This is a genomic window from Polaromonas sp., from assembly GCF_030689685.1.
Taxonomy (GTDB): Bacteria; Pseudomonadota; Gammaproteobacteria; order Burkholderiales; family Burkholderiaceae_C; genus Polaromonas.
On the sequence record NZ_JAUYEY010000010.1, the window covers coordinates 1 to 12,110 of the forward strand.

Annotated in this window: 14 protein-coding genes; 5 read left to right on the top strand and 9 right to left on the bottom strand. The window is 63.4% G+C overall.

The window, feature by feature from the left end:
• Positions 1-169 precede the first annotated feature (169 nt).
• A complete protein-coding gene (locus Q8O29_RS02735) occupies positions 170-691 on the top strand; it encodes a CorA family divalent cation transporter (protein ID WP_305560526.1) in 522 nt (173 codons plus the stop codon).
• Positions 692-717: 26 nt separating this feature from the next.
• Here the strand turns inward: Q8O29_RS02735 and Q8O29_RS02740 are convergent, their stop codons facing one another.
• From Q8O29_RS02740 to Q8O29_RS02755, 4 genes are all read right to left on the bottom strand, one after another.
• The gene (locus Q8O29_RS02740; RefSeq protein ID WP_371134134.1) at positions 718-1,377 is read right to left on the bottom strand and encodes a glutathione S-transferase family protein; all 660 of its coding nucleotides are present in this window, start codon (positions 1,375-1,377) and stop codon (positions 718-720) included.
• A 32-nt stretch (positions 1,378-1,409) separates the two neighbouring features.
• Positions 1,410-2,255 (bottom strand): amidohydrolase, encoded by an 846-nt coding sequence (locus tag Q8O29_RS02745; protein WP_305560617.1) that lies wholly within the window; start codon positions 2,253-2,255, stop codon positions 1,410-1,412.
• Between the two features lie 77 nt (positions 2,256-2,332).
• On the bottom strand, positions 2,333-3,106 hold the full coding sequence (locus Q8O29_RS02750) for a dienelactone hydrolase family protein (protein WP_305560528.1): 774 nt from the start codon (positions 3,104-3,106) through the stop codon (positions 2,333-2,335).
• A gap of 59 nt (positions 3,107-3,165) precedes the next feature.
• On the bottom strand, positions 3,166-3,768 hold the full coding sequence (locus Q8O29_RS02755; RefSeq protein ID WP_305560529.1) for a 2-hydroxychromene-2-carboxylate isomerase: 603 nt from the start codon (positions 3,766-3,768) through the stop codon (positions 3,166-3,168).
• A gap of 96 nt (positions 3,769-3,864) precedes the next feature.
• Here Q8O29_RS02755 and Q8O29_RS02760 point away from each other — a divergent pair, with 96 nt between their 5' ends.
• From Q8O29_RS02760 to creC, 4 genes are all read left to right on the top strand, one after another.
• On the top strand, positions 3,865-4,611 hold the full coding sequence (locus Q8O29_RS02760) for an SDR family oxidoreductase (RefSeq protein ID WP_305560530.1): 747 nt from the start codon (positions 3,865-3,867) through the stop codon (positions 4,609-4,611).
• Positions 4,611-5,243 carry a MarC family protein gene (locus tag Q8O29_RS02765; RefSeq protein ID WP_305560531.1) on the top strand — a complete coding sequence of 211 codons (633 nt, stop codon included), beginning with the start codon at positions 4,611-4,613 and terminating at the stop codon, positions 5,241-5,243. Before Q8O29_RS02760 ends, Q8O29_RS02765 begins: the two co-directional genes overlap by 1 nt.
• 212 nt (positions 5,244-5,455) lie before the next feature.
• Positions 5,456-6,139 (top strand): two-component system response regulator CreB, encoded by a 684-nt coding sequence (gene creB / locus Q8O29_RS02770; protein ID WP_305560532.1) that lies wholly within the window; start codon positions 5,456-5,458, stop codon positions 6,137-6,139.
• A gap of 99 nt (positions 6,140-6,238) precedes the next feature.
• Positions 6,239-7,636 (top strand): two-component system sensor histidine kinase CreC, encoded by a 1,398-nt coding sequence (creC, locus tag Q8O29_RS02775; protein WP_305560533.1) that lies wholly within the window; start codon positions 6,239-6,241, stop codon positions 7,634-7,636.
• 26 nt (positions 7,637-7,662) lie between these two features.
• Here creC and creD read toward each other — a convergent pair whose 3' ends face one another.
• The 5 genes from creD to Q8O29_RS02800 all read right to left on the bottom strand — a co-directional run bounded on the left by creD (position 7,663) and on the right by Q8O29_RS02800 (position 12,097).
• Positions 7,663-9,042, bottom strand: a complete 1,380-nt coding sequence (gene creD, locus Q8O29_RS02780; protein ID WP_305560534.1) for a cell envelope integrity protein CreD — start codon at positions 9,040-9,042, stop codon at positions 7,663-7,665.
• Between the two features lie 278 nt (positions 9,043-9,320).
• Complete coding sequence (locus tag Q8O29_RS02785) at positions 9,321-9,728, bottom strand: hypothetical protein (protein WP_305560535.1); 408 nt, start codon at positions 9,726-9,728, stop codon at positions 9,321-9,323.
• A 181-nt stretch (positions 9,729-9,909) separates the two neighbouring features.
• Positions 9,910-10,473, bottom strand: a complete 564-nt coding sequence (locus Q8O29_RS02790) for a cyclic nucleotide-binding domain-containing protein (protein WP_305560536.1) — start codon at positions 10,471-10,473, stop codon at positions 9,910-9,912.
• Entirely contained in the window at positions 10,452-11,063 is a 612-nt protein-coding gene (locus Q8O29_RS02795; protein WP_305560537.1) for an ABC-type transport auxiliary lipoprotein family protein, read from the bottom strand. Before Q8O29_RS02795 ends, Q8O29_RS02790 begins: the two co-directional genes overlap by 22 nt.
• Before the next feature lie 80 nt (positions 11,064-11,143).
• Positions 11,144-12,097, bottom strand: coding sequence for an MlaD family protein (locus tag Q8O29_RS02800; protein WP_305560538.1), 954 nt, complete (start codon positions 12,095-12,097; stop codon positions 11,144-11,146).
• Positions 12,098-12,110 lie beyond the last annotated feature (13 nt).

A 12,110-nucleotide genomic window follows, 5' to 3' on the forward strand; every position in this document is an offset into this window, starting at 1 on the left:
CATCCATCGTTGTGGCTTGCGAGATCGCTATTTGCGCAATTTCGATCGTCTCATCATCCCCGGTAACTGGACGTGCCATGACTTTCTCCATCAAGTATGATGGAGGATATTATTGCACTAATGTTGTGGAAATGGAATCACCACCCAGCTAGAGCACTGGCAGGGCGAATTGCTCAAACCCAACTCGCGTTTTATCAACTGGGGCTCGCTGATGGACGCGCGCAGCCAGCTGCATGTGCTCGAAGACCTGTGCGACGAGCAGCACGATGCGATGCAGGAATGGCTGGACTCCTTGCGCGAGCAACCGATGTCGTCGTTTGCCGCCGACGCCCAGCTCGCGCAGACGCGCCGCGACCAGATGGTGGCGCGCGCCCGCGACGTGATTGAGCACATCCAGCGCGTGGTGCACCACGCGCGCCGGCTGGAGCAGTCGGCCGAAACCGTTGTGCAAATTCACTTCAGTGCACAGAGCAACCGCACCAACAGCATCATGCGAACGCTGACGGCGCTGACAGCCATTTTTCTGCCCCTGAACCTGATCACCGGTTTTTTTGGCATGAACTTCGAGTTTCTGCCCCTGATCCACACGCGCTACGGCTTCTGGTGGATCTTCGGCTTCATGCTTGTCCTGATCATCGTCGTGGGGACGGTGTTTTGGCGCAAACAGTATCTGGCCAGAACCGCGCGCTAGGAGCCTAGGGCAGCGCTGCGCCCGTCTCAGACAAACGGCGGGACCAGCGCTTCCGCCGCGAACACGCGCTGCACTGCGGGCCGCGCCAGCAGGCGCTGCAGGTAAGGCCCCAAGTGCGGCCGGGTGCGGGCGGCGGGCGAGCTGAAATTGCGCGTCCAGCGACACAGCGTGAACACATAAGCGTCAAGCGCGCTGTAAGCCTGGCCCGCAAACCAGGGGCCACCGTGGCGTGCCAGTTCTGCGTCGAGCTGGTTCAGCAAGCCGCCGATTCTGGCTTCGGCCTGCGCCTTGACCTCGGCGGCGCCGGCGGTGTTGCCCGGCGCCACAAAGCGCTCCGGATAGAAGTACACGATCAGCGAGGCCTGCAGCGTGTTGGTCAACCACATCAGCCATTTGTAGAAGTGCGCGCGCGCTGCCGTACCCAGGGCCGGGGCCAAGCCCGCTTCGGGATGGGTGTCGCACAGGTGCAGGCAGATCGCGGCGGTTTCGTACAGCACCAGTTCCGCGTCCACCAGCACCGGAATCAGTCCGTTCGGGTTGAGCTGGAGGTAGTCCGGCGTCTTGTGCGCGTTCTGCATGCGGTCTACCAGCACGCGCTGGTAAGGTGCGCCGATTTCTTCGAGCACGATGTGCGGCACCATAGCGGCGGTGCTCGGGTAGTAGTGGAGCTGCAGAGTCACAGGCAACCTTCCATTGAAACATCAGCAGCGCGATGCTGCTACTTCACCCCGAACAAACCAGCACCGTTGTCCCACCCGATTTTTCGCGCCACATCGGGAGGCAGGTCGCCGAGCCACACGCGGTAGCCCTTCATGAGCTCGTCGTAATACTGCCAGCGCTGGTTGACCCAGGTGTCCGAACCAATCATGAAGCGGCCGGGGTACTTGAGCAGCAGCGCTCGCCACTCGGGGCACAGCTTGCCACTGTCACAAGTCAGGCCGGGTCGGTATGACAGCTCGCCCATCAGCGCCGGGTACCGGGCCAGCAACGCGTCCACGCGCGCAACCGGCGCCCCGCCAATGCCGGTGTGCGCCCAGATCAGCCGCGCGCCCGGTGCATGCGCCATCAGCAGGTCAATCGCCACGTCGTCCACATGCGCGAGGATGGCGAGTTGGTTCTTCTCGGCAAACTGCATCAGTTTTTTTGCCACTGGCCCGTTCGCATTGGCGCTGTCGTACAGGTGAAACTCGCCGATGCCTTTGTACGGTCCAGCCTGCGCGCCAGTCACGCCGCGTGCAAACTCGGCCTGCACCATTTCGTAAATGGTCTCGTCGCGAAACCAGCCGTCATAGTCGGCGCGGTTGCGGTACAGACGGATGAAAGGCACCACCGTCACACCGGCCTGGTGGGTCTGCGCCAGCGACGCCAGCGCCTTGGTGCCATCGTTGGGCCGCGAGTTGGCGACGATGGCCTTGACGCCGTTGCGCTGCATGCGCGCCAGCACATCGGCGGGGCTGTGCGGCCCAACGCTGCCATTCCACGCTTCCTCGTTGTAGTGCAGGTGCGCGTCGAACAGCGGGCCGGCGTAGTCAGCAGCTTCTGCCGCCAGCGGTGCAATTGCTATCAAAAATATAGCTGTTTGCGCCCGCCACCTATGGGCCAAGGTCCAAAAAGGCTTGAGAATTCGGCCGCAAGCCACGGTCAACCCAGGTGCTTGGTGAAGAAGTCCAGCGTGCGCTGTTTCGCCAGTTTGGCTGCGGCTTCGTTGTACGAGCCGCGCTGGTCGCAGTTGAAGCCGTGGTTGGCTTCGTAGACATGCACCTCCACGCCGGGTTGCGCCTTTTTGAAGACCTCGACGGTGTCCAGCGGAATCCAGTGGTCCTGGTTGCCGAAGTGGGCCATCACCGGGCAGGCCGGTTTGCGCGTCGGCTCATCGCCCGCCGTCATGCCGCCGCCGTAATAAGGCACGGCCGCTGACAGGCCCGACAAGGTGCAGGCCGCGCGCCAGGTCAGCAGTCCGCCCCAGCAGAAACCCACGATGCCCACCTTGCCCTCCGAGGTCTGCGCTGCATGGCTGATCGCGGCCTGGATGTCCTGCAGCACCGGTGACAGCCCCCACGCTTGGCGCTTCGCGTCCTGCGCTGCCCCCTCAAGGGGCTGAACTTGCTCGGGGCGGCCCGTCGCTGCGTTCGGCGCCGGCAGCGCCTCGACTGCGGTCTTGAGCGCAAAGCCAGCGTTCATGTCGGGCTCCGTGTAGCCCATCTCGACACCGGGTTTGGCGCGGTGGAAGGTGGCCGGCGCAACAGCCAGGTAGCCGGCGGCGGCATACCCATCGGCGACCGAGCGGATGTGCGAGTTGACGCCGAAGATCTCCTGCAGCACCACGACGGCGCCTTTGGGCTTGCCGGCCGGTTCGGCCACATAGGCCGGAAAGACGAATCCGTCGGCGGATTGGAGGTCGATCAAGTTGGCCATGATTGGGTCTCCTGATTCAGTGGATGGGTTGCAATGGGGTGATCGCAGGGGCGAAGAATTTACCGGCGCGCGAGCCTTTGCTGCAGGTAATCCAGCCGGTCCTGGCCCCAGAAAATCTCGCCAGCGACCACATAGCTGGGTGCGCCGAACACACCGGCATCAATCGCCTGCTGCGTGTGCGCTTCATACAGCTGCTGGATCTCAGCTCCCTGCGATTGCAGCAGCCGGGCGGGGTCCCCGCCACCGGCGTGAAGGATTTCCGCCAGCACCTGCGCGCTGGCAATGTCGCGCTCTTCGACCCAGACCGCGCGAAAGATAGCACCCGCCAGCGTCATGGCCGCAGCGCTGCCGTCCTGCTGATCCACCGCAGTGATCAGCCGCGCAGCCGGGTCGCCGCCCACGGGGAAGTATTTGGGTTGACGGTTCAACGGCATCTGCAGGTGCTCGCTGAACCGCTGCAACTCGACCAGCCGGTAGGCTTGGCGTTGCGGCGCGCGCTGGCCCAGCGGCAAGCCGCCGGAGATCGGGAAAATCTTTCCGAAGTCCACCGGCAGCACCCGAACCGCAGCACCCGCTGCATTGGCGATCTGCGCAAAGCGCTGGTGGCCCAGGTAAGTCCACGGGCTTTGCGGCGTGAAGTAATAGTCAATGGTGATGCTCAAGGGTGTCTCCTGTTGGCTCTGCTGCCGATTGATGTACATTGATTCGGGTCCCACCGGTTTGTAACCGGGATTGCTTTTTTTTGCTGGAGGCAGGCTTTGTCCCAAGTTGTTTTGATCACCGGCGCCTCGCGCGGCATTGGCGCCGCCACCGCCTTGTTGGCAGCCCGGCAGGGTTACGCAGTGGCCGTCAACTACACGGCCAATTCGCTGGCTGCCGACGAGGTGGTGCGGCAGATCCGAAAGAAAGGCGGCACGGCCCTCACGGTGCAGGCCGATGTGGCCGACGAGGCCCAGGTGCTGGCCATGTTTGAAAAAGTCGACGCCAAGCTGGGCCGACTGACGGCGCTGGTGAACAACGCCGGGGTGGTGGACCAGACGGCGCGGGTGGATGGCATGAGCGTGGCACGCCTCAAACGCATGTTTGACATCAACGTCATCGGCACCATGGTCTGCGCGCGCGAGGCCGTCAAACGCATGAGTACACGCTACGGCGGCGCGGGCGGCGCCATTGTCAACGTCTCCAGCGTGGCCGCGCGGCTGGGCGCGCCCGGCCAGTATGTGGACTACGCGGCGGCCAAGGGCGCGGTCGATGTGTTCACCCTGGGCCTGGCCAAAGAAGTCGCGGCCGAAGGCATACGCGTCAACGCGGTGCGGCCCGGCATCATAGCCACCGACATCCACGCTTCGGGCGGCCTGCCAGATCGCGCGCGCGACCTGGCGCCGCAGGTGCCGATGCAGCGCCCCGGCACCGCCGAGGAAGTCGCGCAAAGCATTTTGTGGCTGCTGTCGAATGAGTCGAGCTACACCACCGGCGCCCTGCTAGATATTGCAGGTGGCCGTTGATGGACTTCAAACCTTTGGTCACCTTGCTGGCCATCGTCAACCCGCTGGCCATCGTGCCGTTTTTTATCCACTACACGCAGGGTTTTTCAAGCGCGCAGCGGCGGCGCACCATCGTCACCGCGTCGTTCAGCGCGTTTGTGGTGATTGCCACCAGTGCGCTGCTGGGCCTGCAGATCCTCGACTTCTTCAGCATTTCGCTGGCGAGTTTTCAAGTCGGCGGTGGCATGCTGCTGCTGCTCAGTGCTATGAACATGCTCAACGCACAACCGGCCGAGGCCAAGCCGCAAACCCACGAGCTGGAAGACGGCGCTGCCAAGGCGGCCATGGGCGCCAGCATTGCGGTGGTGCCGCTGACCATTCCGCTGCTGACCGGGCCGGCCACCATGTCCACCGTGGTGATTTACGCCGAGAAAGCCAAAACTTTTTTTGACCTGGGCTTGCTGGTTGGCTACGGCGTGGTTATCGGTTTGGCCACAGCCGTGTGTTTTTCATTGGCCGAACCGATTGCCCGCGTGCTCGGCAAAACCGGCATCAACGTCATGACCCGTTTGATGGGCCTGATTCTGGCGGCGCTGGCGGTGGAGGTGATGGCCGACGGGCTGCACAAGTTGTTTCCCATTCTCGGCCGCTGAATAGATGGAGCCCCCACGTTCGTTCACTGCGTGTAGCCCTCAGCCCTCCGGGGGGCTGAGTGCCGCGGCTCCGAGCCTGCCAGTGCAGGCTTGGACGGAACTCAGAGGGGCTGCGTCTCGCAGCCCGGCGGCCTGCAAGGCCTGCGCCTGCGGCCCGGCAAAGCCGGTTCCGCAGCTCCGGTTGAAATTTTCCGGGTAGCGCGGTGGGTCAAATGATCAGTGCACGCATTCTGCTGGTCGAGGACGACCCGGCCATCGCCAGGTCCATCATCTACACACTGGAGCGCGACGGCCTGACCGTCACACACAGCCTGCTGCTCAGCGATGCGCGCCGTCAGCTTGCCATGCGCCCGCCCGACGTGTTGATTCTCGATGTCGGCTTGCCCGATGGCAGCGGCCTGGATTTGTGCCGGGAGGTACGCAACAGCGGTAGTCTGCCGGTGTTGATGCTCAGCGCCCACGGCGAAGAGATCGACCGTGTACTCGGCCTGGAACTGGGCGCCGACGACTACGTGAGCAAGCCCTTCAGCCCGCGCGAGTTGCTGGCACGAGTACGCGGCATGCTCAGGCGGGCGCGCATGCAGGCTCCGGCAGCGGCGCATTCCTCGGGCATCAGCCCTTTCGACCTGGACATGCCCGGCCAGCGCGTCAGCCTGCGCGGCCGGCCGCTGAATCTGACGCGGCGCGAGTTTGGCCTGCTGGCCGATCTGCTGCGCCACCGGGGGCGTATCCGCTCGCGCGAAGAACTGCTGGTCTCCGTATGGGGTGCTGATTCGGACAGTACCGACCGCACCGTCGATACCCACATCAAAACCCTGCGCGCCAAACTGCAGGAGGCCGCGCCAGACCACGACTACATCGTGACCCATCGCGGCATGGGTTACTGTGTTGAGTGATGAAACACCCCGTTGCGCACTCACTGCGTGTGGCCGCCTCTCCCTCAAGGGCCAGGCCGCAGCGTATGCTGGCATGGCACCGCGTTCGGTGCGGCTGACATGCGTCTAGGCATACGCCTGCTGTTCGGCTTTTTTCTGGTTGCTGGCCTGGCGGCCTTCTTTGTGTTGCGCGTCTTCATGACAGAGGTCAAGCCCAGCGTGCGCGAAGTCATGGAAGACATGATGGTGGATACCGCCAACATTCTGGCCGAACTCGCCAGCGACGACCTGGCGGCGGGCCACATGGCTGAGGGGCGGTTTGCGCAGCAGGTGCGCGGTTATGCGCGCCGTCCTATCGACGTGCAGATCTGGGGCATGACCAAACAGTCGCTGGATTTTCGGGTCTATATCACCGACAGCAAAGGCACCGTGATGTTCGATTCGGAAAACACCGCGATCGGACAGGATTATTCGCGCTGGCGCGATGTGGCGCGCACTCTGCGTGGCGAGTACGGCGCGCGCGCCACCCGCGAAATCCAGCATGACGACCGGACATCCGTGATGTATGTCGCCGCGCCGGTACAACACGCTGGCAAGACGATTGGGGTGTTGACGGTGGCCAAGCCGATGTCCACCATCCAGGCCTTCATCGACCGGGCCGAACGCAAGATTTTTCTCAGTGGCTTGCTGCTACTGGCCCTGTCACTGGCGATTGGTGTGGCGGTAACCTTGTGGGTGGTGTGGAGCATTCGCAAGCTGCGCCACTATGCCAACGCCGTCGGCCAGGGCGCCAAACCTGCGGTGCCGCAAATACCGGGCGAGCTCGGAGAGCTGGCGATGGCAGTGGACGCCATGCGCCTGAAGCTGGAGGGCCACGAGTACATAGAGGCTTATGTACGTGCATTGACGCATGAGCTCAAAAGCCCGCTGGCCGCGATTCGCGGGGCGGGCGAGTTGCTGCAGGACGAACTGCCCGATAACGCGCGCCGCGAGTTTGCCGGGCAGGTGCTGAGCCAAACCAGCCGCCTGCAAGCGCTGGTGGACCGCATGCTGGAGCTGACCAAGCTGGAGCAGCGCCATGCACAAGTGCAGCGTAAAAAACTGCTGTGGGCCGATTTTTTGAAGCCTTTTCAGGCTGTAGCCCATGTCAATTATGCGGAGTACGCTATCAATATGATAGCAACCCCCGAATTGAGCGGGGTTGATGCAGAGCCCGAACTGCTGGGTCTGGCACTCGGCAACCTGCTGGAAAACGCCTGCTCGTTTGCGCCTGCGGGCTCCGTCATCACGGTAGAGGCGCGCGAAGGCCAGGTCGCCGTGCAGGACAGCGGGCCCGGCGTGGCTGACTACGCCCTGGTGCGGCTGGGAGAGCGCTTCTTCTCGACCGTGCGCCCGGACGGCATAACCAAGGGATCGGGCCTGGGCCTGGCCATCGTGCGGCAGATCATGGTGCTCCATGGGGGCCGGATGGTGGTGCGCAACACCCACCCGGGGTTGCGGGTCGAGTTGCACTTCTGAGCCGGCACGGGTACGAGCGGCAGGCATCAGTCTGTCACCTCTGCTGCCTGCTTGGTCTGCCCAGCTTGGTCGGCTTGCCGAAAGCGTGCATACCAGTCAATCCGGCACGTCAACATCATGATGGCGGTCAGTACAACGAATAAGGCCACGGCACCCAGCACCAGGGCAGTCTGCTCCATCTGCAGCAGCACAAAAAGCATGCCATACAGACCCGCAATGCCCAGGCCAAAGGGCACGCCGCGCCCCCAGCTTTTGAGCATGTAGCTGGCGTAATAGGCCAACAGCAGCACGCAGGCCGACGAGGCGATGGCGTAGGCAGCGTCAAATCGCATGTGCTCCGACAAACTGACCAGCAGCAGGAAAAACAGGCTCATGGCCGCGCCCACCAGGAAGTACTGGATGGGGTGCACGCGCAGCGCTTTCATGAACTCGAACAGGCCGACCGCGAGAAAGGTAAGGCCGATGAATAACAGACCATATTTGGTCGCCCGGTCGCTCAGGGCGTAGGTGTTGGCCGGGTCGACAAAGGTCACGCTGAAGGCTTCAACACAGGAGCCCCTGATGGCTCCGTCAACGGCCGGTGGACACACGCTTTTTCCTTTGGAAGCGTCCGTGCGAGTCACGTCCTGCTGCGCCGTGCTGGCCAAGGCGCTCACGCGCCAGGTCGCTTCAAAACCGTCATCAGTGATCTTGCGCTCGACCGGCAGAAATTGACCGCCAAAACTCGGGTGCGGCCAGTTGGAGCTGAGCTGCATGCGGGTGTCGCCACCAAGCGGCACGACGGAGATGCTTTCGGTGCCGACCAGCTCGATTTCAAGCTGCGCTTCGATCGGCGTGCTGCGCCCCAGGCCAGGCGGCAGCGGTGCATGCACGCCGCGCGGGTAACTCCCAAAAAAGGTCCCGGGCTTGAGCGGCAAGACCTGCCCGTCAATCTTCACGCTGGCATGGCGTATGCCCCGCGCGTCGGACACCGCCATCATCAGCAGCGGCTGGCCGCAGTTCATGCGTGAGCCGACATGCAGGGCCACCGGCTTCAGCGCTTCGGTATCCGCCCACTGCGCGACAAGCTGCGCCTTGAGGCTGAATACCTGGGTCGCATGCAGGCCACGGGAGCGCGGCTCGAGCTGGCTACTCCCCTTGACCGTGAGCACGGCGGGCGCAGCCACCAGGATGAACTCGCGCCGCTCGACGCGCACCTCCTTGTCCACTTTGACATTCCACTCTTCTGTGCAGGACATGTGAATCAGCGGCCCGGTCAGCGTCTGCGCACCGGCTAGGCTTTGCGCCACGCTCTGGATGGCGATTTGCCGGTAGTTCTGGCGGTCGTGCACCACACCACTGATCTGCATCAGCGCGGCAATCAGTAGCACCAGGACCAAGGCAATCGAGATTAATTTTGACTTCATGAGCGTCCTTTCGTTTTGACAACGAAATGGAGTGTGCAAACGCCGTGTGAAGCCGGTATGAGAAAAGACGGGCTTGTGTGAAGCGAGTGTGAAACCGCCTCACTTTTCGATGCGAATGCTCGATTGACCCTGCCACCGCCAACTCTGCGCCCGAGCTGGTTTCAAGCTGCCCGCTTTTTCCTTTTCTACATCATTCGTGAACGCGAAGGCGAAGCGACGACAGTACAGACGTACGGCTAGCGAAGCCGACAAAGTGCACGGATGATCTAGAAATGGAATCACCCATGCCGATGCTGGTGGTGCGCATCCGGCACATGCGGGTGGGTGTGGGCCTGCGCTTCGTGGTGGTGCAGGTGGCTATGCGTATGCTGGTGATGGCCATCGGCGTGGTCGTGCGCATGTTCGTGGTCCAGCGCCGCATGCTCATGCCCATGGCCGTGCGACTCCACCAGGTGCAGCAACACGCCGCCCAGCATGAGCAGGCCACCGGCCACCGCAGCGCCGGCATACAACAGGGCCGGTGTTGTCAGTGCGCCCAGGCCGACGCCGAAGTACTGAACCAGCGGCGTGCTGACGCCAAACAGCGTGGCTGCCAGCAAGGCCAGCAAGCCGCCGCGCAGGGCCGGTGTTTTCATCGGTTTGTCTTCATGAATTGAATAAAAACTCTGTACTCCCTGGATTGTCATCCCGAGCTTGACCCGGGATCCATGGCGCATGAGCCACCGCCGCAGGGTGTGCATACATGGATTGCGGGTCAAGCCTGCCCCGGACCACGATCCGGGGTCCGCAATGACAAAAGGGACGGGTTGAGCGGGTAAAAATTTATACGAAATATGCCTGTAGCCCTTATTAGACATGCGCCAACAGCTATTGTTTTTGTAGCATTTTGACCAGCCTGTTGCTGGTGTTGCGCAGCCGCTGCGCCAGCAGCTGGGTGATTTTGACGACCAGCTTGGCGCCGACGCCGGGGTGCTGGCGAATCAGCTGCCCAATCGCTGCGCGGCTGAGCACGGCGGCTTCCACGGTGTCGATGGCGGTGCAGGTGGCGTAACGCACATCGCGGTCGAACATCGACATCTCGCCCAGGGCCGCGCCTTCGGTGGCCACGCCCAGGCGCGAGAAGCTCTCCTGCGATTCGGGCTCATCTTCGCTGAGCGGCGTGGTCTTGGTCACATCGACCGTGCCGCTGAGCAGCAGCAGCATCCAGTCGCCCTTGTCGCCTTCGCTGATCAGCACCTGGCCCGGCTGCGCGCGGACCAGCAGCATGGCCTCGCCCAGGGTGTCGAGCTCCTGCGGCGTGAAGTCTTCCAGCATTGCCGAATGTTCGAGCAGGTCAGGCCCGCGCCCGGACATCTTCTGGCAGTTGCCGAGCAGTTCCAGCCCGGCCTGCCGAAGCTTGTCTTCAAGGTTCACGGCACCTGTTGCAGCCATGTCGCAATCTCGTCAATCGCGGCGTCGGTGGCCGCCGTGAGCGCACGCACGCCGCCGGGGGCGTCAGCGCTGGGCGCGGGGCGCTGCACCGTGACGCTGCGCTGGGCCAGCAACTTTTCGCCGGTGGGCGTGGGCTCCACCAGGGTGGCGCGCAGGCGAACCAGCCCGACACTGCTGCCGGGCGACTCAAAGAAGTGGCTGAACTCTTCCAGGTCGAGCTGCAACACGCGCGGCAGCACCCCTTGGTTGACGCTGCGGTTCAGCGCCGGGCCTTCACCGGCATTGAGCACAGCGCGATTGCGACTGAGCACGTCGCGCAGGCGCTGGCGCAGCAGTTGCGCCGGCGGCATGCTCCAGCGCGCCTGCGAGTAAGGCCTCAATTGCTGCGCATCGTCGTAGCCCAGCCGGTACAACACGGCCTGGTTGTCCAAGGCGCCGCCAGCGGTGGAGATGTGGGCCAGCGCAATCGGTGGCAGCGACGCCAGCCGCGTGCTCGGCTGCGAGGTCAGCGCGCCGGGGCCGAAGTCGTACAGCGCGGCGCGCACCGGCTTGTCGGGCAGGGCCGAACACGCGCCCAGCAGCAGGGCCATCGAAAATATCAAGCCAAATCGACCTCCAGCCCTTGCGTGGCGGGCGCAAGCAGCTATTTTATTGATAGCAAAAAAATAGTTCATGGTTGTCCTCCGGGAGCGGTGAAGCCTTTTTCACCCGGGCCGGGTGCGGGCGGGCCATTGCCGAAAATCAGCGACTGCGGGTTGTCGTCCACCGCATTGACGGTGCGCCGGAGCTGGCGCATGGCACGGGCGGTTTCCTCCGCCACCTCGCCCAGTCGCGGCAAGGTGGCGGCGCTGAAGGTCTCCACCGTGGCCGCCAGCGCGGCGCCGCCTTCGGCCACCTTGTCGATGGGGCCACCCTTGGCGTTCAGGCGTTCGGCGGTGGCGGTCACGCTGGTAGCGGTTTTGGACACGTCGTCGGCGGCGGTCTTCAGAGACTTCATGGTTGCGCTGGTTTCCTGGCTCAGTTTGGGCAAGCTGGCCACCACCGGGTCAAGCTTGAGCACCACCTTGTTGATGTTGTCGGCGGCCTGGCCGAACTGCGTGACCGCGTTCATCAGCGCCTGCTGGTTGGCGTCGCCCAGCAACTTGTTGAGTTGGGTGCTGGCTTGCTCCACCTGGTCCATGATCACCTCGCTTTTGCCGAGCAGCTTGTCCAACAAACCGGGCTTGAGCGGAATACGCGGTGGGTCGTCGTCATTGGGCACCAGCAGCACAGTGAGCGGGCCATCGTCTTCGAGCTGGATAAAACCCAGGCCGGTCACGCCCTGGGAGCTGAGGGTGGCAAAAGTGGACTGGGTCAGCGGCGTACCCACATCGACCGAGATGCGGATCAACACGTTGCCCTTGGTCTCGTGGTCAAAACCGATGAACTCGACTTTGCCAACCGGCACGCCGCGAAAACGCACCTGCGCCTGCGGCTGCAGGCCGGAGATGGTTTCCCGGGTGGACAACTCATACAGGTGGCGCTCGCTGCTGTCGCGCGTCAGCCAGATGGCCAGCAGGCCCAGCAGGGCAGCGACCACCAGCACAAAAGCGCCGGCGGCCAGGGCGTGGGCTTTGTTTTCCATTTTTAAAGTCCTT